The sequence below is a fragment of the Streptomyces ambofaciens ATCC 23877 genome (assembly GCF_001267885.1).
Taxonomy (GTDB): domain Bacteria; phylum Actinomycetota; class Actinomycetes; order Streptomycetales; family Streptomycetaceae; genus Streptomyces; species Streptomyces ambofaciens.
The window spans coordinates 7639123-7666095 of sequence record NZ_CP012382.1 but is presented as its reverse complement, the minus strand read 5'-3'; the positions used below and the strand labels follow the sequence as shown (position 1 = coordinate 7666095).

Sequence of the window (26973 nt, the reverse complement as noted above, 5' to 3'; positions counted from 1 at the left end):
GCCGACCCGACGAACGCTCGCGCCCCACGCCCGCACGGCGCCGCCCAGCCGGTGCCGCCCGCCGTCCCGGTCCGGGACCCACAGCGAGGAAGGTTCGATGACAAGACGTACCGCACGCCCACGAGCAAGAGCGTGGGCTCTGCTGACCACCGCGGCCCTGGTACTGCCCACGACCGCTCTGATGCCCACCGCGTCGGCCGCCGAGACACCCGCCGGCGTCTCCGCCCCCGCGGCCGAGCAGGCCGCCGTCGCGGTGCACGGCCTGAAGGGCGAGTACTTCGCCATGTCGGCGCCGGGCGCCAGGGACTTCGCCGAGCTCGGTGGCACCGTACTCGACCCGCAGATCAACTTCTCCGGCCTGACCGGCACGTTCCAGGAACTGACCGGCAGGACGGAGCACACGACCGCCCGCTGGACCGGGCAGATCGAAGCACCGGCGACCGGGGACTACACCTTCCACGCCAGCGGCGACAACGGCTTCCGGCTGTTCATCGACGACGAACCCGTCATCGACCACTGGGAACCGGACTGGGACAACGAGCAGACCAGCGCGTCGGTCAGGCTCGCCGCCGGGGAGAAGCACCGGTTCCGTCTGGAGATGTTCCAGGACACCGGCGGCGCCAACATGTTCCTGCGCTGGTCCACTCCGGCCATGCCCAAGCAGGTCGTGCCGATGTCGGCGTTCACGCCCCCGGCAGGGTTCGAGGTGTACCCGGTCGAGCCGTCGGTGGCCGAGGACGGCCGGCGGGTGCAGGCCCGGTTCGAGGGCGAGGTGGGCGGTGACGTCGAGGCGTTGGCCGACCACCTGGAGATCGAGGCCGACACCACGCCCATGCCGGTCGAGTCGGTCGTGGTCTCCCCCGGCGACCGCAAGGTCCTGCAGATCACCCTCGCGGAGCCCGTTCAGAAGAACCAGCAGGTCAAGCTCACCTACGACGGCCAGGGCGGTCTCACCTCCGGTGGCGCGACCGTACCGTCGATCATTCGCTACGCGCAGAACGACTCGACCCACCGGCTCACCACCGAGTGGGGCGACGAGCTCGACGAGAAGCGTCCGCTGCCGGAGTACCCGCGCCCGCAGCAGACGCGTTCCGCCTGGAAGAACCTCAACGGGCCCTGGCAGTTCGCCGCCGCCGAGGCGGGCGAGCAACCGGTCTTCGGCAAGGACCTCGACGAGCGCATCGTCGTGCCGTTCCCGGTCGAGTCGCAGCTCTCCGGGCTGGAGCGGCACGAGGACCACATGTTCTACCGCAAGCTCGTCGACGTGCCGAAGAACTGGAAGGTCGGCAAAGGCGGCAAGGGCGACCGGCTGAAGCTCAACTTCGGGGCGGTGGACTACCAGGCCCGCGTGTGGGTCAACGGTCAGGAGGTCGCCGAACACACCGGCGGCTACACCGCGTTCAGCGCCGACATCACCGACGCCCTGCGAGGCAAGGGCCCGCAGGAGGTCGTCGTCGCGGTCACCGACACCGGCGGCGCCAACCAGCCGATGGGCAAACAGTCCACCCGTCCCGGCGGCATCTTCTACACCCAGTCCTCGGGTATCTGGCAGACGGTGTGGATGGAGCCGGTCGCGGAGACGTCCATTGACAACGTAGTCACGACCCCCGACATCGACACCGGCCGTCTGGCCGTGACCGTCGAGTCCGAGGGTGCCTCCGCCAGGGCGCGCGTCGAGGCCGTCGCCCGCGACAAGCGCGGCAAGGTCGTCGGGCGGATCAGCGGGCCGGCCAACGAGGAGCTGCGCCTCCCCGTGGCGAAGCAGCACCTCTGGAGCCCTGACGACCCCTACCTCTACGACCTCGACGTGACGCTCACCGACGGCAGGTCGAGGGACCAGGTGGGCAGCTACTTCGGCATGCGCGAGGTGGGCATCGAGAAGGTCGGCGGCTACCAGAAGCTGGTGCTCAACGGGAAGCCCGTCTTCTCCCTCGCCACCCTCGACCAGGGCTTCTGGCCCGACGGCCTGTACACGGCGCCCAGCGACGAGGCCCTCGCCTTCGACCTGAAGGCCCACAAGGAGCTGGGCTTCAACGCCGTCCGCAAGCACATCAAGGTGGAGCCGGCACGGTGGTTCCACCACGCGGACAAGCTCGGTCTGCTGGTCTGGCAGGACTTCGTCTCCGGCGACGTCACCGACGAGACCGGCCGGAAGGCGTTCGTCGACCAGGGCATGGAGGCGATGCGGCAGCACCACGACGCTCCCTCCGTCATCGGCAACATCGTCTTCAACGAGGGCTGGGGCGAGTGGGACCGCGAGGAGAGCGGCCGTATCGCCGAAGCCGTCAAGGCCGCCGACCCGTCCCGGATCGTCAACGCCCACAGCGGTGTGAACTGCTGCAACTCCAAGGGTGACTCGGGCAAGGGCGACATCATCGACCACCACGACTACAACAACGAGGACCCGCCGTTCCCCGACCACCGGGCCGCGATGGACGGTGAACACGGCGGCTTCACCCTGCGCACCCCCGGACACATGTGGCCGGGTGCCCCGACCGTGATCTACAGCGGCGTCGCCGACAAGGAGGCGCTGACCCGCAAGTACGTCGAGAACACCGAGAGGTTCTACCTCGACCAGGCCGGTGCCGAGTTGTCCGGCTCCGTGTACACGCAGATCTCCGACCTGGAGAACGAGCTCAACGGCCTGTACACCTACGACCGACGGGAGATCAAGGTCGACCCGGTCAGGGTCCGCGAGATCAACCGCAAGGTCATCGCGGCCGGTGCCGCCGCCGGTGACCGGGAGGAACTGAAGGGCGGCGGGCACTGGGCCCTGGACGAGGGCGCGGGCAGCACCGCCGGTGACGCGGGCCCGAACGGCTCGGCGCTGACGCTCTCCGAGGGCACCACCTGGACCTCCGGGGTCAGCGGCAGCGCGCTGAGGTTCGACGGCGAGGGACAGCACGCCGAGACCGACGGGCCGGTGCTCGACACCACCGGCAGCTACTCGGTCTCCGCCTGGGTGAGCCTCGACGAGCTTCCCGGCAACTACGCCACCGCCGTGAGCCAGGACGGCCGACGCCAGGCCAGTCCGTTCTACCTCCAGTACGGCCGGGGCGCCTTCGCCTTCAGCACGCCCGGCGAGCAGCGGGCCCGGCTGGCGATCACACCGGAGACGGGGCGCTGGTACCACCTGGTGGGGGTACGCGACGGCGCGAGCAACGAGATCAGGCTCTACGTCGACGGAAAGCCGGCCTCGACCGCGACGGCAGGCCCGAACCACCTCGGCTCCGGCCCCCTCGCGGTGGGGCGCGCCCAGTGGAACGGCACCGACACCGACTTCTGGAACGGTGGCGTCGACGAGGTCCGGGCCTACGACAGGGCACTCACCGCCGAGGAGGTGAGCGCCCTCCACGCCGAGCAGAAGCCGTAGGCGTCCGGTGCGCGAAGGTCCCGGCGAGCGACCACTCGCCGGGACCACGCGCGTGCGGCCCGGGGCGGCCGGGCCGGAGGTCACGGTGCCGGGCTCACCGCCACGTCGTCGAAGGAGGCGGCGGCGTCGAAGACCCGGACGCCGTTCGCTCCGCTGCGGTAGGTGCCGTCGGTGACGGAGATCTTCGGCGTCGTCATGTCGTCGACGTACACCTTGATGGACGAACCCACGGCGCTGACGCGCAGGCGATGGGTGGAACCGGGGGCGATCGGCATCCGTGCGGTGCCCAGCGGGGTCCAGTCGTCGTTCGCCCGGCCCAACAGCACCCTGCCGTCGGGACTGATGCCCGCGTAGTACCCCGAGTAGCTGTCCCAGCCGACCGACGGCCGGGTCACCCGGAACGCCAGGCCGGCATCGCCGGCGCCCGAGGTGACCGTGACGTCGGCGTCCTGGGTGAAGTCCGCGAAGTCCGTGTCGAGCAGCGCCTTGCCGCCCTGGGAACGGCCCACCCGGTAGCTTCCGTCGCCGGCCGACCAGGTGCCGCCGTACGTCTTCCAGCCCAGCGCGTTGCGGTCCGCGAAGTTGTCCTTCACCTGCATCCGCACCCGGCGGATGGTGCCGTCCGCGTTGAAGTGCAAGCGGTCGTAGGCGAGTTGGCGGTGGTTGCCGTCGGTCTCGCTGAGGGGGCGGCGGTGGTAGACGATGTACCACACGTCGGTGCCGGGCACGTTGACGACGGAGTGGTGCCCGGAGCCCCTGGCGACGGCCGGGTCCTGCGCGAGCACCCTGTCGATCTTCCTGAAGGGGCCGGTGGGCGAGTCGGACATGGCGTAGGACACCGAGTAGTCCGGGCCGGTCCAGCCGCCCTCGGACCACATCAGGTAGTACGTGCCGTTCCGCTTGAACATGAAGGAGCCCTCGGTGTAGTTCTCCGGGGTGATCTCCTTGTACGTCGAGCCGTCGGCGAAGGTGCCGAGGCTCGTCATGTCGGGGTTGAGCTTGACGACGTTGGCGTGGTGCCAGCCGCCGTAGTACATGTACGCCTGGCCGTCGTCGTCGATGAAGACGTCCTGGTCGATGGGTTGCGCGCCGTTGTGGAACCGGGAGATGAGCGGTTTGCCGAGGGCGTCCTCGTAGGGTCCCTCCGGCCGGTCGGCGACGGCGACCCCGATGCCGCCCGGCTCCGAGTCGCTCTGGATGTCGTTGGCGGCGAAGTACAGGTAGTACTTGCCGTTGCGCTGCACCGGCGCCGGGGCCCACAGGGCGTACTCGGCCCAGGGGATGTCCGCCGTCGTCAGCACGTCGGGGTGCTTGGTCCAGTTGACCATGTCGGTCGAGGAGAAGGCGTCGAGCCGGGTCTGCTCGGCGTAGCTCTTCGAGGTCGTCGGGTAGACCCAGTAGCGGCCGTCGTAGATCTCGGTGTCGGGGTCGGCGTACCAGCCGTCGACGAAGGGATTGCCGGCCTCGGAGGTCGCGTACTCGGGGGCGGCGACGGCGGCGGTGGGGGTGAGCAGGGCGAGGAGCCCGCCGACGAGCAGCGAGGCGCAGGACTTGGCTACGAACCCGGTCGTTCTGACGGTCATGGGGGACCTCCGCGGAGGGGACACGTGGGCGGACGGGGGGCGAGCTGAGGCCGCACCGCCGGACGGTCGGCCCGCCCGGCGCCGGAGGCGGCAGCCGGGTGTGCGGGGCACGGCTGTCGCGTCCGGGCTTGTCACATCAGGTGCCGTCTGCGGCCCAGCCAGGTCTGGGCGATCACGACGAGGGTCAGGAGGGCGCCGATCAGGTCCGTCGCACTGACGTTTTACATCGTTGAAAGAAGGCTGTAAACCCCCTGGACGTGACCTGCGGGTGGGCCGCGCGGAACGCGGCGGGGGCGCGACCGGCCAGGTGGCCTCGGCCTCGTCGCACCCCCGGGTGCGAACCGTTCGTCGCGATCCCACCGGGAGCGAAACGACGGAGACAGCGGCGAACCCCGCCCCTACGATGACCCGATGACGTCGATCAAGCAGTTCCAGGTCACCTTCGACTGCGCGGAGCCCGAGCGTGTGGCCCGCTTCTGGTGCGAGGTGTTGGGGTACGTCGTACCGCCGCCGCCGGAGGGGTTCGCCACGTGGGGCGACTACGATCGTTCGCTGCCGCCCGAGCGTCAGGGCGCGGCGTTCGCGTGCCAGGACCCCTCGGGCGTGGGCCCGCGCCTGTTCTTCCAGCGGGTTCCCGAGGGCAAGGTGGTCAAGAACCGGGTGCATCTGGACGTACGGGTGGGCACCGGCCTGGTGGGCGAGGAGCGCCTGGCCGCACTCGAGGCCGAGTGCGCGCGGCTCGTCCCGCTCGGCGCCGTGCGCGGACGCCTGCTGCTCGCCGACGACGAGAACGAGTCGTGCCTCAACATGCAGGACGTCGAGGGCAACGAGTTCTGTCTCGACTGAGCGCACGCGGACCCGGCGGCACCGTCCGGCCCGGCTCACGCGAGTGGGGCTCATGCCGGTTGCCCGCCGCTCCGCGCGGGGCGCCCGGACGACGGTCTCGCCGTCCGGGCGCCGCCCCGTCACACCGCGCCGCGGCCCAGCGTGCTCTCGCGCTCGACCAGGCGGTACTCCGCCCACACGCGCCGGGGTTCGGGAGCGGCGCCGCCGAGCCGGGCGAGGACCGACTCCACCGCGAGGCGGCCGATGGCCCCCTTGTCCGGCGAGACGGAGGTGAGGGTCACCGCGCCGAACCGCCCCTCGACCACGTCGTCGAAGCCGACCACCGCGATGTCCTCCGGCACCCGCAGTCCCCGCGCGTGGAGCACCCGCATCGCGCCTATGGCCATCGGGTCGTTGTAGGCGAAGACCGCGTCGGGACGCCTTCCGGCGTCGAGGATGCGGGTCATGGCCGCCGCGCCATCGGCGTGCCCCCAGCCGTCGGTGGCGGCGACGAGCCCGTCGTCCACGGGGAGTCCGGCGGCCGTCAGCTCCTCGCGCCAACCGCGTACCCGCAGTTGGGCGGGTTCGTTCCCGCCGCGCCGGGCGCCGATGAACGCCACCTCCCGGCGCCCCAGAGCGATCAGGTGCCCGACCGCCGCGCGCGCGGCGGCGACGTTGTCGATGGCGATGTGGTCGTACGGCAGGTCGTAGTCCCGCTCGCCCAGCAGCACCAGCGGCACGTTCTCCGCGCGGTCGCGCAGGTCCTCGGCCTCCAACTCGATGGGACTGAGGATCAGCCCGTCGATGACCCGTGCCCGGAACCCCTGGCTGACCAGGAGTTCCTGCTCGCGTCGTCCGCCCGTGTGGTCAAGGAGCACGGTGTAGTCGTGCTCGGCCGCCGTGTCGATGACGGCCGCGGCGAGTTCCGCGAAGTAGGGGTTGCCGAGTTCGGGCAGGGCGAGGGCGATGATGCCCGTGCGGCCGGCGCGCAGGTGCCGGGCGGTCAGGTTGGGCCGGTAGCCGAGCTCGTCGATGGAACGCTGGACGCGTTCTCGCATGGCGGGCGTGACGTGCCGGAAGTTGTTCACCACGTTGGAGACGGTCTTGATGGAGACTCCCGCGTGCGCGGCGACGTCCTTGAGGCTGACCCGCACGGCGTTCCCTTCCTGAGCGACCCGACTCGGGTCGGTGCGGAACCGGTGCCCTCACCGTGAGCCGTGCGCCGAGCCCGTGCGTTGGTTTTACAACGTTATACATCTGTTGTCGTCACGGTGACAAGGCGGTGGTCACCGCCTCCGCGGGTGCGTGCCCCGGGGCGTGCGTGGCCCCGATCGAGCGTCGTCACGCCGGCCTGGCCGGACCGTGCTCCCCGTCCGGTCCCCGGAGCGGGCGCTGGGCGATCCGGTCCTCCCCGACCGGCTCCGTGGGCGCGAGGGCGCGCGGCCCGTGGGTGTCGAAGCGGTCGGCGTTCTCGGCCACGGGGCCGGCCGGGCGGCGCTCCGGGACCCAGCCGTCGGGCGGTCCGGCGGTCCGGCGATCAGGCCGCCGGGCGGTCCAGCCGTCCGACGGCCCAGCCGCCCGGCGATCCGGGCACCGCGGCTACGAGACCGGGTTCTCGATCAGCGTGACGCGGTTGCCGTCGGGGTCGTGGACGGCGGCGAACCGCACGTTCCGGGAACCCGGCTGGACCGCCCCGGCGGCGATGTCGCGGCCGGCGAGGTCCGACAGGGTCTGGTCCAGGTCGTCCACCACGAGGTTGACCAGTGACGCCCCGGCGTGCTCGGGGTCCTGGAACACCTGGAGCCAGCCGGACGGGCTGATGTGCCAGTCGGCGAGCCCCGGCATCGGCCTCGCGTCGGCCGGCCTGCCGAGGAGCCGCTCGTACCAGGCCACCGCGGGCTCGATGTCACTCACCGGGGCGACCGCGAGCACATGGGTGAAGGACATGATGACGGCCTTTCGCTGCGAGTCGCGTCCGTACACCTGTACCGACTCCCGAAACGGACGAAACTCGTCGGCGTTCCCGGCGCCCGTGACCGGCCCGCGCCTCGTACGGGGTCAGGGCAGGGGCGTGCCACCGGTCACGTTCATGATCTCCGCCGTGACGTAGCCGGCTTCCTGCGAGGCGAGGTAGACGTACGCGGGTGCCAGCTCGGCGGGCTGCGCGGGCCGTCCCAGCGGGCTCTGCTTGCCGAACTCGGCCGTGTCCGGCAGCGTCGCCGGGATCAGCGGGGTCCACACCGGCCCGGGCGCCACCGCGTTCACCCTGATGCCGCGTTCCGCGAGCATCTGGGCGAGACCCTGGGTGAAGGTCACGATCGCGCCCTTGGTCATCGCGTAGTCCAGCAGGTGCGGGCTGGGCTTGTACGCCTGGACCGAGGTGGTGTTGATGACGCTGCCGCCCGCGGGAATGTGCGGCACGGCGAACTTCGTCAGCCAGAACATGCCGTAGAGGTTCGTCCGCATGACCCGGTCGAACTGCTCCGTCGGGATCGCCTCGATGCCGTCCGGCTGGGACATCTGGTAGGCCGCGTTGTTCACCAGGACGTCGATGCCGCCGAACTCCGCGACGGCCCGGTCGATCAGCGCCCGGCAGTTCTCCTCCTCACGGATGTCGCAGGAGACGGCCACGGCCTTGCGCCCGGCTTCCTCCACCAGGCGGGACGTCTCCCGGGCCTCGTCCTCCTCCTGCTCGAGGTAGGTGAACAGCACGTCGGCGCCCTCCCGGGCGAAGGCCAGTGCCACGGCCCGGCCGATGCCCGAGTCGCCGCCCGTGACGACGGTCCTGCGGCCCACCAGACGGCCCGACCCGCGGTACGACTCCTCACCGTGGTCGGGCGGCGGGTCCATCGGCCCGGTCCATCCGGGGTGCGGCTGGTCCTGCGCCGCGAAGTCGGGGCGCGGGTACTGATCCGTCGGGTCCTGCTGGTGACGCTGATCGCCCGCCACATCGGCCTCCTGTGTCTCGTGGAGCGAAGTCAGCGACCGTGTTCCCAGGCCAGGCGGTCCGAAAAGCCCCCGCACCCGACAACGCCGTCCTGCCGCCCGCGCCACGCGACACCGGGCCGGGCCACCCGCGCGGCCCGGCCGCCGGAGGCCGAGGCGTGCGGTCAGCAGAGGGGGACTCCGGGCAGCTGAGCCGCCGGATGGTCGATGTAGATGTTGCTGATGAAGCCGTTCTGGTCGCGCAGCTTGCTCCACCAGTTGTTGGTGTAGCCCTCGGCGTTCACCGTGTCGCCCTGCTTCTGGCACAGCACCCGGACGCTGGTGGGACCGGCGAGCGTGGTCACCACCGGCGCGCTGAGGCGGGCGTCGGCCCGGACCCGTGTCCCACTGCCCCAGGTCATGAACGGTGTGCCGCTCCCCCCGCACCCGTTGTCGCTGGTCAGGAAGTACTGGTGGTAGCCGCCCGGGTAGGCGAGCGCGCTGCCGTTGATGCGGATGTCCTGGCCGACGCCGTTGTACAGCTGCTCGTAGTGGATGTGGGGGCCGCTGGAGTTGCCGGTGCTCCCGGTGCTCCCGATCTGCTGTCCCTGGGCCACCTGGGCACCGTCGGGGACACCGAAGGCGGACAGGTGGAAGTAGTAGGTGCGCCAGCCGCCGCCGTGCTCGATGGAGACGTAGTTGCCGGCGCCGTTCGCCTGGTGGTGGCGGCGGGCGGTGCCCGCCGCGGAGGCGAGGACCGGAGTGCCGTCGGTGGTGCCACCGTCGGCGCGGACGAAGTCCAGTGCCCGGCGGACCTCGGCCGAGTGGTGGCTGTAGGTCCAGCGCTGGCCGCAGGGGTAGGGGGCCTTGAAGTCGGGGGCGGCGGCCACGGCCGTGCCGGAGGCGGCCGCGCCGGCCGACGGGACGAGGCCGAGCAACAGACCGGCCAGCGCGCACAGCACGACGGTGGTCGTCGCCCACAAGCGTCTGAATGGCATGGCGGATCGCTCCTTCGTGGGGGAAAGCAGCAGCAGGAGACCGCCGCCGGTCCGGACGGCGGGCCGCGGCACAAGGTAGGGAGGCGCGGTTTCGTACGGCAAGGCCGCGCCGGGGTCTTTCGCTCAGGCTGCAATGACTTGCTCACGTCAAGTCGGGCGGTCCATCCTGCTTCCACCGCCGGGCCGTGAACTTCCGCGCGCGGTAGTCCTGTTCGGCCCAGCCCCCGGTCGACCGCGCATTCCGGTGCCCGCGCGGCCGGCGAACCCCGCGGTCGGCACCGGTCCCTGGCCACCCGCGGGCGGACCCCCCACACGAAGGGCACCGGAGAGAGCGGAGAACCCCCACATGCCCTCCGGACTCCCCGTCAGACGCGACAGGCCCACCAGGCTCGACACATCCGACACCTCCGGCAGGCGCGTCGCGCGCCTCGGAGACGCCGGGGGTGTCGGACGCGTCGTGCGCTTGCGACGCGCACGGACCGCGCTGTGCGCCCTGGCCGTGACCGCCGCCCTGGCCCTCACCGGCCACGCGGCCCCGGCCGCCGCCGCTCCCCCGCCGCCGGCACCCGACGCGTCCCTGGGCGCGGCCTTCGCACGGGCGGCAGCCGTCCACGACGTCCCCCGCGACCTCCTGGTCGCCGTCGGGTACGGCGAGACCCGCCTCGACGGTCACGCCGACCTGCCCAGCCAGGACAACGGCTACGGTGTGATGCACCTGGTCAGCAACTCCGAACGGCGCACCCTCGAACGGGCCGCCCGGCTCTCCGGCGCGAGCGTCGCCGAGCTCAGGCGGGACACCGGCGCCAACATCGACGGCGCCGCGGCCGTGCTGCGCGCCCTGGCCGACGAGGCCGGACTGGACGCCGCGGACCGGGACCGGGTCGACGCCTGGTACCCGGTCGCCGCCCGTTACGGAGCCCCCGGCAGCAAGACCGCCGGCCGCCTCTACGCCGACGCCGTGTACGACGTCCTCGGCGAGGGCGTCCGGGCCCGCGTCGCCGGCGGCGAGCAGGTCACCGTCGCCCCGCGCGAGGTGCGGCCCCGGCGCGGACCGTACGCCGGCACCCGGCCCGGCGCGTCGCTCGGGCAGGACGGCGACTACCCGTCGGCGCTCTGGAATCCGGCGTACTCCGGCAACTACGCCGCCGGACGCGGCTCGGCGATCACCACCGTGGTCGTCCATGTCACGCAGGGCTCGTACGCCGGCTCCATCAGCTGGTTCCAGAACCCGGACGCGCAGGTGAGCGCCCATTACGTGGTGCGGTCCTCCGACGGACAGATCACCCAGTCGGTCCGGGAGAGCGACACCGCCTGGCACGCCCGCTCGGCGAACCCCTACTCCGTGGGCGTGGAGCACGAGGGCTACGTCAGCGACCCCGCCTGGTTCACCGACGCCATGTACCGCTCGTCGGCGGCGCTGACCCGCCACCTCACCGCCAAGTACGGCATCCCCCGGGACCGCGCGCACATCGTCGGGCACAACGAGGTGCCCGGCAACGACCACACCGATCCCGGACCGCACTGGGACTGGGCCTACTACATGAGCCTGGTCCGCGGCGACGACGGCGCCGGCGGGACCCCGTTCCCGACATGGGGCACGGACGTGAGCGTCCGTCAGCAGCCCTCGCAGGACTCCGCCCGGGTGGCGACGCTGCCCGGACCGACGTCCGTCCGCGTGGCCTGCCAGGTGCGCGGCGCACCGGTGGAGTACGACGGCTACAGCAACGACGCATGGTCGTACCTGCCCGACTACGGCGGCTACGTCTCCAACATCTTCATCGACGTCACTGACGCCTGGCTCCCGGGAGTCCCCACATGCTGACCCCTCCCCCCTCGTACCGGAGTTCCGCCCCGCGCCGCGGAACGCGGTCCACGCCCCTGCTGGCCGGCGCGGTGTGCCTGATCGCCCTCGCCGGTACGGCGCTGGCCTCGGCGCCGGCACCGGCCGCCGAGACCTCGTCGCCCGCCCCGGTGTCCTGGCAGCCGGACCTGTCCCGGACCGGCACCGACGACGTCAACGTCCAGTACCGGGAGGGCGCCCTGCGGGTGCGTGACGGTTCCGTCAGCCCCGCCTCCCTGGACCGCGACGGCGGGTACGCCTCCGCCGTGCTGGCGGCGCACCGCGTGGACCGGCCGGTGAACCGGGTCACGGTGGCCCTCGACGCGACGGTGCCCGCGGCGGCGAGCGCCGAGGTCGACGTGCGGGGCCGGTCGGCCGACGGAGCGTGGACCGAGTGGCGGAGCGCGGCGACCGGCGCCCCGACGCAACTGCCGCGCCGTGTCGTCGACGTCCAGGCCCGGCTCACCCTGTGGAACGCCGAGGGCGGGGCCACCGCCGCCGTGAGGGGACTGACGCTGACGGCGGACGACACGGGCAGCGTCCCCGCCGGACCCGGGATGACGGCGGCCTCCGCCTTCTCGGCCCGGGTCTACGCCACCCGCGAGGGTCTGGTCGGGCACACCACCGCCAACGGCCACGTCATCCGCGAGAACGACCACTTCGTGGCACTGCCCTCGCGCCGTGCGCTGTCTCCGGCCGGCAGCGGCCAGTACTCGGTGCAGGTGTGCGGTCCGGTCCGCTGCGAGACGGCGCCCGTGTGGGACGTCGGCCCCTGGAACACGCACGACGACCACTGGAACCCGTCGGCGCAGCGCGAGCAGTGGAAGGACCTGCCACGGGGCCTGCCCGAGGCCCAGGCCGCCTACGAGGACGGTTACAACGGCGGACGCGACGAGTTCGGCCGGCAGGTCGCCAACCCGGCGGGCATCGACCTGGCCGACGGCACCTTCTACAACGTGGGCCTCGACGACAACGGCTGGGTGACCGTCACCTATCTGTGGACGGACAGCGGGGGCGACACCACGTCCTTCCCGACGTGGGGCACCGACGTGGGCGTCCGGCAGCAGGCGACGACCGCATCGACCCGCGTGGCGAACCTGCCCGGTCCCACGACCGTGCGGGTGAGATGCCAGGTCCACGGTCAGCTGGTGAACCACGACGGCTACAGCAACGACGCGTGGTCGTACCTGCCCGACTACGGCGGCTACGTCTCCAACATCTTCATCGACGTCGCTGACGCCTGGCTCCCGGGCGTGCCCACCTGCTGACCCCGCGAGCGCCTCAGCGGGCGCCGCGCGGCGCGTACGGGGCGGCGCCCGCCGCAGGGGCCGCCCCGTCCAGCAGTGCGCCGCCCAGCGCGGTGCGACGGTGCAGCACCCGGTTGCCCTCCCGGTGCGCGGCCACCAGTCCGGCCTCGCGCAGCACCGCGGCGTGCCGGCTCGCCGTGGAGGGCGCCAGGCTCAGCGCCGCCGCCAGCGCCGTCGTCGTCATCGGCGTGCCCAGCGTCTCCAGCATCCGGGCCCGCGAGGCACCGATCAACTGCGCGACGGACGGCCGGGCCGTGCCCGCGCGCAGCCGGGGAAGCCAGCCCGGCGCCGGGGGCAGCGGGTGCACCAGCACCAACGGCAGCGACTCGTCCACGAGGACCAGGGGAGCCCGTACGCAGAAGAAGCCGGGTACCAGCGTCAACGGGCGTCCGCGCAGCCGCAGCAGCCGACGCTCGGGGTAGGGCGCCGCGAGCCGGGTGGCCTGCCGCCGCCAGCCGGGCAGTTCCGCGTAGTCGGCGAGCAGGGCCTCCGCGCCGCCGCCGAGGACCGCCTCGGTACGACGGGCGCGGTCCGCCCCCGCCCGGGCGCAGATCGCCGGCAGGTACGGTGCCACGGCCACCGCGTGGTACCGCCGCAGGGTGCTGCCGAGCCAGCGCAGCGCGGTCGCGTCGCCCGTGGCCACCCAGCGCACGCTGCGCGGCACCGGACCTCGCAGGTCCGTGCAGAGCCGGCTCAGTTCGGTGACGAGCCTGCGCCGGGGCGTCGACCGCACACGGTCCACGCCGTCCTCCAGGTCGAGGTCGCCGCGGCCGGGCGTGAGGAAGTCCGGGAAGTACCCGGTGGGCGGGCACAGCGGCATCAGCGCCCGCACGTCGTCGGCGAGTCCCGTGCGGTGCAACGCGCCGCGCACCTCGCGCCGCCAGCCGTCGTAGGCCAGGGACTCCTGTCCGGTCTGCAGGAGATGAAGGCTCAGTACCGTCTCCCACAGGGGGTCGGCACCTCGCGCCACCCGTAACCGGGCCAACGCGCCTTCGTCGAAGTCGACCTGAAGCACTCCGTACCACTCCACTCCCGAGGGGGCGGAGTCGTCGCGCACTCCGCCCGTCAGCCGTGAACGGCCCTCGGGACACGCGCCGGGCCCGGGTGGGCGTCGCGCACGTGTCCCGATCCCGTGTCGCCGACCGCGGTGGCGCCTCAGCAGCCGCCGCAGTTGTGGTACGTCACGTCCCAGTGGTTGCCCTCGTCGGCGTACACGTTGCCGGAGCCGGATCGCCACTGCGGAGCGCCGTCACCGCGGACGCCGATGTAGGTGAAGGTGTTCTTGATGTAGTTGCCGACGCACGTGTACTTGCTGAAGTCCAGCTTGTAGCCGTTCCAGTGCGAGTAGGTGCCGGAGGCGTGTCCCGTCTCGGTTCCGCCCGTGATGTTCAGCGCGCATCCGCTGGCCCGTTTGAGGGTCTGGGCGCCCTGAGCGGTGGCGAGGTTGAGCTGGTCGAAGGAGGTGCAGGTCGAGTTGTTCCGGTTGGAGCAGTTGCCGGAGGACGACCAGGTGATGCCGACGTCGCGGAACATCGACGTCGCGGTGGCGTGGCTGATCTTGGTGGCCGCGAAGGCGTCGCCGGCACTGCCGACGACGGCGGCGCCCGGTGCGGCCACCAGCGCGAGGGCCGTGACCACCGACCGGACGCGCGTGCCGGTCGTGCGGTGCCGCCTTCTCTTCGGTGCCGTCGAGGTGCCGCCGGGGACGGTCGGAGACTTCATCGGACCTCCATGCAGTACGTCATGCCGCCTGTGGGGTGGTTGAGCATGCGGTGCACGACGATGGTGCCCGAGGTCTACGCGCGTACGCCAGAGTGCGTCGGGACGTGGCGAACCAATCCCCTTCGGCCGGCGCTCAGTTGTGGGAGTCCGGGCCGTTGCCGTCGACCGCCGCTCGGATCCGGCCGAGCCACTCGGTGCCCAGCCGGTGCCCGTCGGGGAACCGGTCGTCCCGGTCCCAGCGCCACGTCGTGATCATCGCCAGGACGAGCAGCCGGCACGTGCGCAGCAACTCCTGGTCCGCTCCCGGGTAGTGCTCGCCGACCTCGTCGGGAGCGTGCGCGAGGTCGAACTCGACGGGCCCGCGGCAGCACGTCTCGAAGTCGATGAACAGCGGGCCGTGCTCCGTGGCGAGGAGGTTGCCCGGGTGCGGCTCGCCGTGCAGCAGCTGCTCGCGGCCGCCGCTCTCGCCGGCCACCCGGCTCAGGCCGCTCAGCGTGCGGGTGAGCAGCTCCCGGTCCGCGTCGGCGAGCGCGGGCGTGCGGTCGCGGTCCGTCAGGAGCCGTCGCGCCTGCTCCACCCGGTCCGTGAAGTGCGGCGTCGGGACGTCGAGTCTCCGCATGCCGGCGTGCAACCGGCCGAGCGCACCGGCGTAGTCGGCCGGCGGCATCTCGCGGGGTGTCACGGGCTCGTAGTGGGTCCACAGCGTGACCACGAAACCGTCGCGTTCGTGGACGCGGGGCTCCACCCGCGGGTCGAGTGCCGCCACCGGGCACCCGGCTTCGGCCAGCCGCAGGGCGAGGTCGACCTCGAAGCGCGCGACCTGCTGGGCCACGGGCGCCACCCGGGCCAGGACGTCGCTCGGGAGCAGACGCAGGGTGAGCTTGTTCGAGTCGTGGAGCACGACCGCGTCGTCGGCTTCCAGGCCGAGTGACGAGGCCGTGTCCCTGGCCGCCGCCACCGCCCGCGAGAACTGAGACCCCTGCATCGCGGCCCTGCCCCCCTCTCGTCGTCAGCGCACCCTAGCAATGCCGTCCGCGGGAGGGAGCGCGCCCGGACGCCGGCGGCGGTCGTCGAGCGCCGGCCGCCGGCGTCCGGTGGAGCGGACGCCGGCGCCGGCCCGGGCGGGTGCCGCCCGCTCGTCTCACCAGGTCTTGCCGGCCTGATCCCGGACCGTGCGGTTGATCCGGTTGAAGAAGTTGGTCACCGCGATGTCCAGGATGATCGCGGACAGCTGCTCCTCGCTGAAGTGGTCGGCCGCGGCATCCCAGATCTCGTCCGTCACGCCCGGCGCACCGTCCTGGAGCCGGGTGGCCGCCTCGGTCAGCGCGAGCGCCGCCCGCTCCTCGTCGGTGTAGAAGGGCGTCTCCCGCCACGCGACCACGTTGTGCAGCCGCTCCTCGGTCTCTCCGTGCTTCTTCGCCCCCTCGACACCGGCGAAGACACAGGGGCTGCAACCGTTGATCTGGCTGGCGCGCAGGTGGACCAGATCCAGCAGGCGCGGATCGACGCCGCCGGAGTGCATCGCCTTCATGAGGTGCTGAATCGCCGTGATCACGTCCGGATTCGCCGGGCTCTTCATCCGTGCTTCCATCAGTCCTGCTCCCTCGTCGGTTACCTGTGCCCGTCCGGGCACGTCATCCACATGACGGAGCGCACCGGAGGAAGGTAACGACATGTCCGAGAGCAGCCCGAAGGACCCGCTGGCCGAGGCGTTCGAGGCCCAGCGCGGCCGGCTGCGCGCGGTCGCCCACCGCGTGCTCGGCTCGCACGCCGACGCCGAGGACGTCGTCCAGGAGGCGTGGCTGCGGCTCTCCCGCCAGGACGACCCGGCGGCCATCCGCAATCTGGCGGGCTGGCTCACCACGGTGGTCGGCCGGCTCAGTCTCGACGTGCTGCGGTCGCGCCAGGCCCACCCGCAGGCGTCCTACGACGACCGGCTGCCCGAGCTGGTGGTCATCGCCGACGACGGCCCCGCGCCGGAGGACGACGTGGCGCTCGCCGACTCGGTCGGACTCGCCCTCCTCGTCGTCCTGGACTCGCTCGGGCCGAGCGAGCGGCTGGCGTTCGTGCTGCACGACCTGTTCGCCGTGCCGTTCGACGAGATCGGCCAGATCCTCGGCCGATCCACCAACGCCGCCAAGATGCTCGCCAGCCGCGCCCGCGGCAAGGTGCAGGCGACGGAGCGCCCGGCGGCCGTCGGCAGGGAGCAGCGGGAAGTGGTCGAGGCCTTCCTGGCCGCGGCCCGCCGCGGCGACTTCGAGGGCCTGCTGCGCGTGCTCGACCCCGACGTGCGACGGACCGTCGAGACCTCCGACGGCGTGGTCGTCACCCTCGGCGCCACCGAGGTCGCCGCCGGCGCACGGCTGTCGGCCGACGCGGCCGTACGGGGGAGGGCGGTGCTCGTCAACGGTCGTCCCGGTGTCATGTCCTGGCGTGCGGACGGCTCCCCGCTCTCGGTCGTCGCGTTCACCATCGCCGGCGGCCGCATCACCGACATCACGGTGGTGGTGGACCCGGTCCGGCTCGCGGCGGCGGAGCTGCCGGGTCCGGGGGTGGTTCACTGAGCCCCTCGGCGGTCCCGGAGCGGTGACGCGCCCGCCAGGGCCACGGCCGGTCCGCCGCCCCGCGCCGGGCCACGGCCGCCCGCCCAGCAGCGGCCGGCATGCCCCGGCGCGGGTACGCGTCTAGCGTGGGCCGGGCAGGAGCCACCGCGGAAAGGAACCTTCCATGCCGGTCGCCCGGAAGCCCTTGCACGGTCGCGTCGCCGTCGTGACCGGAGCCGCGCGCGGTCTCGGCGCCGCCATGGCCCGGGTCCTGGTCGAACGGGGCGCGAAGGTGGCGCTGCTGGGCCGTGAGGAGAGGACGCTGGCGCTGGTCAGGGACTCGCTGCCGGGCACCTCCGACTGCTGGGAGGTTGACGTCACCGACGACCGGGGCATGAGGCTGGCGGGCGCCGACATCCGCGCGCGACTCGGCCCTCCGTCGGTGGTGGTCGCCAACGCCGGTGTGGCCGAGGGCGGTCCCTTCGCCGAGTCGGACCCCCAGGTGTGGCGCCGCGTCGTGGAGGTGAACCTCGTCGGCAGCGCCGTCACCGCCCGGTCGTTCCTGCCCGACCTGTTCGACACGCGGGGCTATTTCCTGCAGGTGGCCTCCCTCGCGTCCATCGGAGCGGCTCCGATGATGAGCGCGTACTGCGCCTCGAAGGCCGGAGTCGAGTCGTTCGCCCACGCGCTGCGCGCCGAGGTCGCCCATCGGCGCGTGGGTGTGGGGATCGCCTACATCAACTGGACGGACACCGACATGGTGCGTGACGCCGACGAGCAAGCCGTGCTGCGGGAGCTGCGCGGGCACATGCCGCCGCCGGCGCGCAAGGTGTACCCGGCGGCGTACGTGGCGGGCCGGCTGGTCGACGCCGTCGAGCGACGCCGGCCGTCGGTCTACGTACCGGGATGGCTGCGCTCGACCCAGCTCGTACGCGGCGCGATGCCGCCCGTCGTCACCTGGCTGTCGCGGCGCGAGCTGCCGCGGCTCGCCGCCGCGGAGCCGTTCTCGGCGACGGGGCTCCTCGGCGCCGGCGGCCGGGCGGGACGGAGGGCGGGCGACGAGGTCCCGCCCGGATGACGGGACGGCGGCGCGCGCCTCGTGCATCCGCCGCAGGCGCGGGGTGCGAACAGGTGCTGAGCACGCAGGGGTGCCGGGTGGACTGGGACGAACCGGAGGACGGGCCGTGGAGACGAACGGACGGCGGGACGTGGAGCGGCTGCACTCTCTGGTGACCGGCGCGTCCGGATACATCGGCGGGCGCCTGGTCCCGGAGCTGCTGGCAGCCGGTCACCGGGTCCGGTGCCTGGCCCGCTCCCCCGGCAAACTGCGCGACCAGCCCTGGGCGGCGGACGTGGAGACCGTGCGGGGGGACGTCACCGACCCGCAGTCGGTGGCCGAGGCCATGCGCGGTGTCGACGTCGCCTACTACCTGGTGCACGCCCTCGGTTCGGGCGCGGATTTCGAGGAGACCGACCGTCGCGCGGCGTCGGTCTTCGCCCGGCAGGCGCGTGCGGCCGGTGTCCGCAGGATCGTCTACCTGGGCGGTCTCACTCCGCGGAACGTGCCCGAGCGGTCGCTCTCCCCCCATCTGCGCTCCCGCGCCGAAGTGGGGCGGATCTTCCTCGAGTCCGAGGTGCCCGCCACCGTGCTCCGGGCCGCGGTCGTCATCGGTTCGGGATCCGCCTCGTTCGAGATGCTGCGCTATCTGACCGAGCGGCTGCCGGTCATGGTCACCCCCAGTTGGGTGCACACCCTCACGCAGCCCATCGGGGTCCGCGACGTGTTGCGCTACCTGGTCGGGTCGGCCACCATGCCGGACGACGTCGACCGGGCCTTCGACATCGGCGGACCGGACGTGCTCACCTACCGCGAGATGATGCGCCGCTACGCCGTCGTCGCCGGGCTCCGGCGACGGGTCATCGTGCCGGTCCCCGTGCTCACCCCACGGCTGTCCAGCCACTGGGTCGGTCTCGTGACCCCCGTGCCGGCCTCCATCGCGCGGCCCCTCACGGAGTCCCTGCGGCACGAGGTCGTCTGCCACGAACACGACATCGCCCGCTACGTCCCCGATCCCCCGGGCCGGCCTCTGCCCTTCGACGAAGCGCTGGGCCTGGCCCTGCGGAAAGTGCGCGAGGCGCAGGTCGCCACCCGCTGGTCGTCCGCTTCCTACCCGGGCGCCCCCAGCGACCCCCTGCCCACCGACCCCGACTGGGCCGGAGGCAGCCTCTACACCGACGAGCGGCAGCTGCCCGTGGACGCGTCCCGGGAAGCGCTGTGGAAGGTGGTGGAGGGCATCGGGGGTGACAACGGCTGGTACTCCTTCCCGTTGGCCTGGGCGGTCCGCGGCTGGCTGGACCGGTTCGTCGGCGGCGTCGGCCTGCGCCGCGGACGACGTGACGCCGAGCGGCTGCGCGTCGGCGACTCGCTGGACTTCTGGCGCGTCGAGGAGATCGAGCCGGGACACCTGCTGCGGCTGCGGGCGGAGATGCGGCTGCCGGGACTGGCCTGGCTGGAGATGTACGACGAGACGGACGACGGAGGAGGCACCCGTTACCGGCAGCGCGCGCTGTTCCACCCGCGAGGTCTCTTCGGCCACGCCTACTGGTGGTCCGTCTCCCCCTTCCATGCCGTCGTCTTCGGCGGCATGGCCCGCAACATCACCCGGGCCGCCGCGCGCAGCCGACGACGAGGCCGACGCCGTGGCCGACCGTAGCGCCCCGCACCACCGCACCAGGAGCCAGCCATGAGCGTCGCGGTCGTCCTGTTCACCGCGGACCTGCGTCTGCACGACCATCCGCCGCTGCGCGCCGCGCTCAGGGCGGCGGACGAGGTGGTGCCGCTGTTCGTGCTGGATCCCGGCATCCACGCGGCCGGCTTCGACGCCCCCAACCGGCGGGCCTTCCTCGCCGACTGCCTGCACGACCTCGACGCCTCGCTGCGCCGTCGCGCCGGGCGGCTCGTCGTCCGTTCGGGACCGGTCGTCCGGGTGGTCCGCGAGGTCGTGGCCGAGTGCGGGGCCGGCGAGGTGCATCTGGCCGCGGGTGTCACCGCCTACGCGCACCACCGTGAGGAACGGCTGCGCGAGGGGCTCGGCGGCAGCGGCGTGGCCCTGCACGCCCACGAGACCGTGACGACCGTCGTCGCCCCCGGTGCGGTGACGCCGGCCGGTTCCGACCACTTCGCCGTGTTCACCCCCTACTTCCGCCGCTGGGCCCGGGAGTCGCTGCGGGAGCCCTTCGGCGCGCCGCGTACCGTGCGCGTCCCCGACGGTGTGCGCGGCGGCCCACTGCCCGACCGCGCGGAGGTACCGGGCACCTCGCCGGGTCTTCCGGACGGAGGGGAGACGGCGGGGCGTGACCGGTTCTCGCTGTGGTCGCGGGCCGGGATGTCCGCCTACGAGGACCGGCACGACGACCTGGCGGGGGACGCGACCTCGAGGCTGTCGCCGTACCTCCACTTCGGGGCTCTCTCAGCGGTGGAGCTCGTGCACCGGGCCCGTAGGCGGGGCGGCCCCGGAGCGGAGGCGTTCGTGCGTCAGCTGTGCTGGCGGGACTTCCACCACCAGGTGCTGGCCGCGCGGCCGAAGGCGTCCGCGGAGGACTACCGGACGCGCCACGACCACTGGCGGGGCGAGAAGGACGCCGCCGCGGACATCTCCGCGTGGCGGGAGGGACGCACGGGGTATCCCGTCGTCGACGCGGCCATGCGCCAGTTGCGTCACGAGGGCTGGATGCACAACCGGGCGCGCCTGCTGGTGGCGAGCTTCCTGACCAAGACGCTGTACGTGGACTGGCGGATCGGCGCCCGGCACTTCCTGGACCTCCTCGTGGACGGCGACATCGTCAACAATCAGCTCAACTGGCAGTGGGTCGCCGGTACCGGCACCGACACCCGGCCCCACCGCGTCCTCAACCCCGTGGTGCAGGGCAGGCGCTTCGATCCCGACGGCGCCTACGTGCACCGCTGGGTGCCCGAACTGAGGGACGTGGACGGGAAGAGGGTGCACGAGCCCTGGCGGCTCCCGGAGGATCAGCGCGCCGCGCTCGATTACCCCGCCCCGCTCATCGACCTCGCCGACGGGCTGGACCGGTTCCGGCACGCCCGCGGGCGCGACTGAGGAGGCAGCGGTGGTGCACCGGCTCTTCGGCGATCAGCTCGGCCCCCCACTTCCTCGCCCCGGACGAGGCGGGCCCCGGCCGCGACACGCCCGTCCTCGTCATCGAGGCCCGCTCGGTGTTCCGGCGGCGCCGCTTCCACCGGGCCGAGGCGCACCTGGTGCTGTCCGCGATGCGCCACCGGGCGGCGGAGCTCGGCGAACGCGTCACGTACGTCGGCGCCGACACCTACCGCGAGGGCCTGGACCGGGCGGCACGGGGGCGTCCGGTGCACCGCCGTGAGGCGCGCGCCGGGGATCACCGGGGTGCGGGGCCGGGACGGGCGCCGTACCGGACAGGTATCGGCGCATCCGCACGAGGGCACTCGGCGGAAGCATCGTCGTACAGATGACCGGACGTGAGAAGGGGTTGTGCATGCTCGGACCGCCGACGACGGCTCCCGCACCCGCCGGGGCCGTCGACGACCCCCTCACCGCGCTCGCTGCGACGGACGCCGTGGGCAGCGTCCTCCAGGAGGTTCTCGACGCGCGTCTGCGTCACTCCCGCGCGGTCGATCCCGTCTTCGCCCGGGACGTGGCCGACCGGGTCGCCGCGCTGGTCGCACGGGGCGGAAAGCGGCTGCGTACGGCTTTCGCCTGCTGCGGCTGGCGGGCGGCGGGCGGTTCGGGCGACCCCGCGGCGGTGCTGCGCGTCGGAGCCGCGCTCGAACTGCTCCAGGCCTGCGCCCTCGTGCACGACGACGTGATGGACGGGTCACTGCAACGCAGGGGCGCCCCGGCCCTGCACGTCGAGTTGGCCCGCGGGCACTGGGCCGCGGGCATGCACGGGTCGGCGGAGACGTTCGGGACCTCCGCCGCCGTGCTCGCCGGTGACCTGGCGCTGGTGTGGGCGGACGACCTGCTGACGGAGACGGCCCTCGGGACGCCGCACGGTCCGCGCCTGCACGAGGAGTGGCGGGCGATGCGCACCGAGATGGTCGCGGGGCAGTACCTGGACCTGCACGCCCAGGCCGCCCGTTCGTCCGGTGTCGACGAGGCCCTGACCGTCGCCACCCTGAAGAGCGCGCTGTACACGGTCGCCCGGCCCCTCGCCCTGGGCGCGTCGCTCGCCGGAGCCGACGAGGGCACGGTGGAGGCGCTGCGCATGGCCGGCCGGTGCGCCGGTCTGGCGTTCCAGCTCCGCGACGACCTCCTCGGCGCCTTCGGTGACCCGGCGCTGACCGGGAAGCCGGCCGGCGACGACCTGCGGTCGCGCAAGCTCACCTACCTCCTGGCCGTCGCGCACCGGACCGCCGACGCCACCGCGGACCACCAGGCCGCCGCCGTACTCGCGCCGGACGCGGACACCGGGTCGGAGTACGCGGTCGAGCGGATACGGGCGGCGCTGGAGCGCACCGGCGCCCGGGAGGCGGTGGAGGCGAAGATCGGTGAGCTGGCGGCCGCCGGCCTCCGGCACTTCGCACGCGCCGACGCTCCCCTGGCCGTACGGCAGGAGTTCGCCGCGCTGGTCGAACGCGCGTCGGGCGTGGCACCGCGTCGCGCTCAGGACGAGCGCTGAGGAGGCGCCGGGGCGGGCAGCCGTCCCCGGCGCCTCCCGGCGTTCCCGGCGTGCCGCGGGGCCGGTCCGGTCAGCGGCCGCCCCGGCCCCGTCCGGCGACGGCACCGAGGGCCCTCAGTGCGGCGGAGCGTCCCGTCCGGGGCACCGTCCACAGCACCTGGCCCCGCACCCCCCGGTCGGCGAGCAGCGCGTTCGCCGCCAGGAACCCGGTGGTGACGGCGCGTTCCATGAGGGCGACGGGCAGGTCGCAGCGGATCGCGTCGCCGGCCAGGGTCAGCCAGGGGTGGGGGGTGCGTACGGTGGGGCGGCGCCGGTGGGAGCCGACCGCGAAGAGCGGGCAGTCCGAGCGCCATTCGTGCCGGGCGTCGACGACGCGCGCCTCGCGGGTCTCCGGATACACCCGGTGCAGCTGGTCGACAAGCAGGTCCTGCACCTTCTTCGGTTCCGCGCCGGTGTCCACGGCGTAGGCGTGCAGCTCCACGACCGACCCTCCGTTCCGCCCGGCCCAGCGGGCGGCCTCGCCCTCGTACCGTTCCAGGACGCTGATGTTGTCCAGTCCGTCGTAGCCGCTGGTGCCGAGGAAACCGGGACGGTCGGTGCGGACCGGCCGGTCGAGCCAGAGCCGGGAGACGAGGAAGGGCGGCGCGGTGCGCAGGGCGGCGATGCCGGCGCGCCAGCCGGACGTGCCCAGACGGGGTGACTCGCTGACGATCCGGCGCAGGCCGCGGGTGTCGAGGGCGAGCACCACGGCCTGGTGGCGCCGGGCGTCCGCGTCGGTGCGCACGTGCGCACCTCCGTCGTCGAGGGGGACCACGTCGGTCACGGGGGTGCCGGTGCGGATGTCCGCCCCGAGGCGCTGGAGGTAGTCGCCCAGCGGATCCCAGAGCGCCTGGGGAAAGGGGTCGCTCGGTACGTCGAAGAGCAGGCCCTCGGACGACCCGAGGAAGTAGATGTGGAACATCAGCAGCAGTTCGGCGGCGGAGAGCTCCCGCGGGTCGGCGAAGAAGCTGCGCGAGAACACCTCGAACGCCAGGTGGTGGGCGGCTTCCGGGAAGCGCACGCTGTCCAGGAACCCGGTGGCGGTGACCTCGTCGAAACGCTCGTAGACCTCCGGCACGCGCACGTCGAGCAGGGGCAGCGCGGCCCGGGCGTCCATGGCGGCCAGGTCCCGCCAGCCGAACGTGGGGCTCAGGGCGACGAAGCCGAGCGCGCTGAACGGCGGTGTCCTCGGGACTCGGGCGAAGCTGTCCGTCAGGCCGCCGCTGTGCCGCAGGGGGTAGTCGGGCAGCGGGGTGAGCCGCGCGAGGGACGGGTCGGTGCGCCGGAGCAGACCGCGAAGGTTGTAGTACTGGCGGAAGAAGGCGTGGAACCCTCGGGTCATGGTCGCCGGGGAGCCGTCCGCCAGCCTGGTGGGCCCGCCGGAGAGCCGGCCGCCGAGCGCGTCCTCCTTCTCGTACAGGGTCACGCGGGCACCGCGCTCGGCCAGCAGGGTGGCCGCGGCGAGACCGGCGATCCCGCCACCGATCACCGCGACGGACGGCGCGTCCCCGCGCCGGAAGCGGTCCCTGCCGGGTGGGGGCGTCAGGATCTCGGCCTTGCGGTCACGGCCCCGTCGAGCGGCCCCGGTGCGGTGGGCGGTCACCGGGTGTCCTCCGTTTCCGTGGTCGAGCCGTTGCGGGCGAGGAAGGTGTGCACGATGCCCGTCTGCCATCCGGCCACCGGGGCGACGCGGACTCCGGTGAAGCCGGCTCGCCCCAGCCGGTCGGCGAAGGCGGGGGCGGTGTCGAAGGCGGTGACACTGTGCCGCAGGTGGCGGTAGAGGGCACGGTCGCCGGTGAGCGTGCCCGCCGGGATGAGGAGGCCGTGGCACACCGCCGACCACAGGGCCCGGTGCGTCGGTGAGCCGCTGAGGCTGTACTCGTGGACGGCGAGCCGGCCGCCCGGCCGCAGCAGGGTCCGCACGCTCCCGAGGACCGCGTCCGGGTCGGTGACGTTCCGGAACAGGTAGGCGGCGAAGACCGCGTCGAAGGGGCCTTCGCCGGCCGTCGCGACCTCCTCCGCGGTCAGGTGCAGGAAGCGCACGCGTGCGGGCCACGGCTTGGCCAGTGCGCGGCGCAGCATGCCCGCCGACGCGTCCACGGCGGTGATCCGGGCGCGGGGCGCGGCCCTGAGCAGGGCGAGGGTGGAGGCGCCGGTACCGCAGCCGAGATCGAGCACGCGCAGCCCGGCCCCTTCGCCGGGGAGCCGGAGACGGCGGGCCGAGCGCAGGAGGTCGGTGCGGTAGCCGGGATTGAGCGAGGTGAGGCGGTCGTAGGTGTGGGAGGCGTGGTCGAAGGCGCGGGCCAGGTCGTGGTCGCGCAGCAGGCTCATCGGTGGTTGTCTCCGTTTCGTGCGTCGGTCCGGGAGCGGCGGGGGAGGAAGGGCAGTTCGACTGCCGTGCGGAGCATCGGGCGGACGGGGGTGCGCAGCCCGATGCGCCATTCCTCCCCGAGTGAGGTGGCGCCGTCGAGGAAGCGCAGCAGCCGCTCCGCCGGGACGCCGCGGAACAGGCCGGTGAAGAAGTCCGGGCCGTCGATCCGCCCGGTGTCCAGGGCGCGCAGCAGCATCGCGTCCATGGCCAGTGCGCGCCGCCCGTGGGGCGCGGGGACGGTCCCGTGCCCCTCGCGCAGCGCGGCGGCGATGGCCCTGCTGTGCCGTTGCACCGCGGCGAAGGTGTAGCCGGTGGCCGGTCGGGTGGCGCCGCCGGCGGTGCCGATCCGGAAGACCGCCTTGCCGGCCCGCCGCGGGAAGCGGGCGTCGGTCATCGGGATCGCGCCCTGCTCCGTCCGCTCCACGGTGAGCGTGCCCAGGCCCAGGATGTCGGTGCAGTAGTGGCCGAGCGCCGTCTCGTACTCCTGGGTGGTGAGCGCGGTGCGGGAGAACTCGGTGTACTCCACGAGCGCCCGGTCCGGGGTCAGCGGCAGGACGTAGCCGAAGGCGAGCCCGTGCGCCGGCTGGGGCACCCGGAAGTCCATCAGGTCGGCGACCGCGGGATCGAAGCGTTCGGTGGCGGTGCGTACGAACCAGCCGCGGAAGTGCTGCAGCAGTTGTGTCCGGGCCGGCGGCAGGGCGCGCAGCGGCCGTGAGTCGAAGACACGCCGGGCACGCAGGGTCAGGGGGCGCCCCCCGGGGAGGGTGCAGCGGATCTCGGCGCCGCCGGGCACGTCGCGCACCGTGTCCGCCGTCGCCCGCAGGAGGCGCCCGCCGGGTGAACGGGCCAGCCGGGTGTGGACCAGTCGCTCGAACGACGTGGAGCGCACCATGCGGTACGTCAGGGGGGCCGGGTCGACGGTGACCTGCCGGCCGTCGGCGCCGTGCACGCGCAGCACGGACCACGACTTGGTGACGGCGTCGTCGAGGTCGCCCGGGTCCTGGTCCCAGTAGCACCAGGTGCGCTCCGCCGGGCGCGACGGGCCGTCCGGCGGCTCGACCACGGTCACGCTGGCGGTCCCGGTCTCGGTCAGCCGGTGCGCGAGGCTGAGTCCGGCCGCGCCGCCACCGAGGACGACCACGTCGGACGTGTCGTCGGGCGAGGAGGTCATCGGGTCCGCCGTTCGACGGGCGTACGGTCCGGGCCGGGGCGCGGGAGGCCGGCATCGGCTGCCGGTACGCCCGGGACGGGGTCCGCCGTCCGACGCGGGGCGCCGCCCGCCCGCGGCGGGGCCGCGCCCGCCGGGGATCGGTCGGTGCAGCAGGTGCCGAGGGGCCGGGCACGGGGCTCCGGTCCTCCGGCACCGGTCACCGGCACACACGCGCCGCTCAGTTCCACGCTTCGCTCCAGCCCGGGGTCGACGGACCGCTCGCCGTCGATCCCTCTTTCCGGCCGCCGACCGTCCCTGGATGCGGCGACCTCGACTGACCTACCGACGCCACCAGTACCCCAGGGCGGCGGGTACTCCCCGCGCGGCGCGCCTGGCGGCCCCGTCCGATTCCGGTCGCGCGGGGGCACGGCTCGGCTGTGCCGTGGACGCCGGAAGGGGCGCGGAATCCGGCGCGGTGTCCGCGCCAGGCACCTCGCGCCCGGCATCGGCGCAACCTGGCATCGGCCGGGCGGGGGAACCGTCCCGTGGTCCGGCGGCCACGGTTGCCGCCGGGGCGCGCCGGGCGACCCGTGACACGGATGGCCGGCTCTCGCGGTGCCCGGC

Annotated in this window: 21 protein-coding genes and 1 pseudogene; 10 read left to right on the top strand and 12 right to left on the bottom strand. The window is 73.3% G+C overall.

The features are described from left to right. The first annotated feature begins 97 nt into the window (after positions 1 to 97). On the top strand, positions 98 to 3373 hold the full coding sequence (locus SAM23877_RS33710; protein WP_053141434.1) for a LamG-like jellyroll fold domain-containing protein: 3276 nt from the start codon (positions 98 to 100) through the stop codon (positions 3371 to 3373). Between the two features lie 80 nt (positions 3374 to 3453). Here the strand turns inward: SAM23877_RS33710 and SAM23877_RS33705 are convergent, their stop codons facing one another. Further along, entirely contained in the window at positions 3454 to 4956 is a 1503-nt protein-coding gene (locus tag SAM23877_RS33705; protein ID WP_053141431.1) for a glycoside hydrolase family 43 protein, read from the bottom strand. 411 nt (positions 4957 to 5367) lie between these two features. Here SAM23877_RS33705 and SAM23877_RS33700 point away from each other — a divergent pair, with 411 nt between their 5' ends. After that, on the top strand, positions 5368 to 5802 hold the full coding sequence (locus SAM23877_RS33700; RefSeq protein WP_053141429.1) for a VOC family protein: 435 nt from the start codon (positions 5368 to 5370) through the stop codon (positions 5800 to 5802). A 119-nt stretch (positions 5803 to 5921) separates the two neighbouring features. Here SAM23877_RS33700 and SAM23877_RS33695 read toward each other — a convergent pair whose 3' ends face one another. From SAM23877_RS33695 to SAM23877_RS33680, 4 genes are all read right to left on the bottom strand, one after another. Next, positions 5922 to 6935, bottom strand: coding sequence for a LacI family DNA-binding transcriptional regulator (locus SAM23877_RS33695; RefSeq protein ID WP_053141426.1), 1014 nt, complete (start codon positions 6933 to 6935; stop codon positions 5922 to 5924). A 445-nt stretch (positions 6936 to 7380) separates the two neighbouring features. Continuing rightward, entirely contained in the window at positions 7381 to 7728 is a 348-nt protein-coding gene (locus tag SAM23877_RS33690; protein WP_053143135.1) for a VOC family protein, read from the bottom strand. A 111-nt stretch (positions 7729 to 7839) separates the two neighbouring features. Further along, a complete protein-coding gene (locus tag SAM23877_RS33685) occupies positions 7840 to 8730 on the bottom strand; it encodes an SDR family oxidoreductase (RefSeq protein ID WP_053141424.1) in 891 nt (296 codons plus the stop codon). A gap of 161 nt (positions 8731 to 8891) precedes the next feature. Beyond that, complete coding sequence (locus SAM23877_RS33680) at positions 8892 to 9704, bottom strand: peptidoglycan DD-metalloendopeptidase family protein (RefSeq protein ID WP_053141423.1); 813 nt, start codon at positions 9702 to 9704, stop codon at positions 8892 to 8894. A gap of 457 nt (positions 9705 to 10161) precedes the next feature. Here SAM23877_RS33680 and SAM23877_RS33675 point away from each other — a divergent pair, with 457 nt between their 5' ends. Together SAM23877_RS33675 and SAM23877_RS33670 are read left to right on the top strand one after the other, a co-directional pair. Then, a complete protein-coding gene (locus SAM23877_RS33675; protein WP_053143133.1) occupies positions 10162 to 11526 on the top strand; it encodes a peptidoglycan recognition protein family protein in 1365 nt (454 codons plus the stop codon). Beyond that, positions 11520 to 12812 (top strand): hypothetical protein, encoded by a 1293-nt coding sequence (locus tag SAM23877_RS33670; protein ID WP_053141421.1) that lies wholly within the window; start codon positions 11520 to 11522, stop codon positions 12810 to 12812. The genes SAM23877_RS33675 and SAM23877_RS33670 overlap by 7 nt, the downstream gene beginning before the upstream one ends. 13 nt (positions 12813 to 12825) lie before the next feature. Here the strand turns inward: SAM23877_RS33670 and SAM23877_RS33665 are convergent, their stop codons facing one another. The 4 genes from SAM23877_RS33665 to SAM23877_RS33650 all read right to left on the bottom strand — a co-directional run bounded on the left by SAM23877_RS33665 (position 12826) and on the right by SAM23877_RS33650 (position 16164). After that, positions 12826 to 13866, bottom strand: a complete 1041-nt coding sequence (locus SAM23877_RS33665; protein WP_053143126.1) for a helix-turn-helix domain-containing protein — start codon at positions 13864 to 13866, stop codon at positions 12826 to 12828. A 140-nt stretch (positions 13867 to 14006) separates the two neighbouring features. Beyond that, positions 14007 to 14573, bottom strand: coding sequence for a hypothetical protein (locus tag SAM23877_RS33660; RefSeq protein WP_235614650.1), 567 nt, complete (start codon positions 14571 to 14573; stop codon positions 14007 to 14009). Between the two features lie 133 nt (positions 14574 to 14706). Beyond that, positions 14707 to 15558 (bottom strand): phosphotransferase enzyme family protein, encoded by an 852-nt coding sequence (locus tag SAM23877_RS33655; RefSeq protein WP_053141419.1) that lies wholly within the window; start codon positions 15556 to 15558, stop codon positions 14707 to 14709. Positions 15559 to 15714: 156 nt separating this feature from the next. After that, a complete protein-coding gene (locus SAM23877_RS33650) occupies positions 15715 to 16164 on the bottom strand; it encodes a carboxymuconolactone decarboxylase family protein (protein ID WP_053141417.1) in 450 nt (149 codons plus the stop codon). An 82-nt stretch (positions 16165 to 16246) separates the two neighbouring features. Here SAM23877_RS33650 and SAM23877_RS33645 point away from each other — a divergent pair, with 82 nt between their 5' ends. The 6 genes and pseudogenes from SAM23877_RS33645 to SAM23877_RS33620 all read left to right on the top strand — a co-directional run bounded on the left by SAM23877_RS33645 (position 16247) and on the right by SAM23877_RS33620 (position 22789). Further along, complete coding sequence (locus tag SAM23877_RS33645; protein ID WP_053141415.1) at positions 16247 to 17137, top strand: sigma-70 family RNA polymerase sigma factor; 891 nt, start codon at positions 16247 to 16249, stop codon at positions 17135 to 17137. Positions 17138 to 17300: 163 nt separating this feature from the next. Then, complete coding sequence (locus tag SAM23877_RS33640) at positions 17301 to 18194, top strand: SDR family oxidoreductase (protein WP_053141413.1); 894 nt, start codon at positions 17301 to 17303, stop codon at positions 18192 to 18194. 106 nt (positions 18195 to 18300) lie between these two features. Further along, entirely contained in the window at positions 18301 to 19830 is a 1530-nt protein-coding gene (locus SAM23877_RS33635) for an SDR family oxidoreductase (RefSeq protein WP_053141411.1), read from the top strand. Between the two features lie 30 nt (positions 19831 to 19860). Next, positions 19861 to 21234, top strand: a complete 1374-nt coding sequence (locus SAM23877_RS33630; RefSeq protein WP_053141410.1) for a cryptochrome/photolyase family protein — start codon at positions 19861 to 19863, stop codon at positions 21232 to 21234. A gap of 13 nt (positions 21235 to 21247) precedes the next feature. Continuing rightward, a pseudogene (locus SAM23877_RS41545) lies at positions 21248 to 21503 on the top strand (cryptochrome/photolyase family protein); the annotation flags it as partial. A 143-nt stretch (positions 21504 to 21646) separates the two neighbouring features. Further along, complete coding sequence (locus SAM23877_RS33620; protein WP_053141405.1) at positions 21647 to 22789, top strand: polyprenyl synthetase family protein; 1143 nt, start codon at positions 21647 to 21649, stop codon at positions 22787 to 22789. Between the two features lie 70 nt (positions 22790 to 22859). Here the strand turns inward: SAM23877_RS33620 and SAM23877_RS33615 are convergent, their stop codons facing one another. From SAM23877_RS33615 to SAM23877_RS33605, 3 genes are read right to left on the bottom strand one after another with little or no spacing between them, the layout of a single operon-like run. Beyond that, on the bottom strand, positions 22860 to 24431 hold the full coding sequence (locus SAM23877_RS33615) for an FAD-dependent oxidoreductase (protein WP_053141403.1): 1572 nt from the start codon (positions 24429 to 24431) through the stop codon (positions 22860 to 22862). Further along, on the bottom strand, positions 24428 to 25159 hold the full coding sequence (locus SAM23877_RS33610) for a class I SAM-dependent methyltransferase (protein ID WP_053141401.1): 732 nt from the start codon (positions 25157 to 25159) through the stop codon (positions 24428 to 24430). Before SAM23877_RS33610 ends, SAM23877_RS33615 begins: the two co-directional genes overlap by 4 nt. After that, positions 25156 to 26370, bottom strand: coding sequence for a lycopene cyclase family protein (locus SAM23877_RS33605; RefSeq protein WP_053141399.1), 1215 nt, complete (start codon positions 26368 to 26370; stop codon positions 25156 to 25158). Before SAM23877_RS33605 ends, SAM23877_RS33610 begins: the two co-directional genes overlap by 4 nt. Positions 26371 to 26973: the final 603 nt, after the last annotated feature.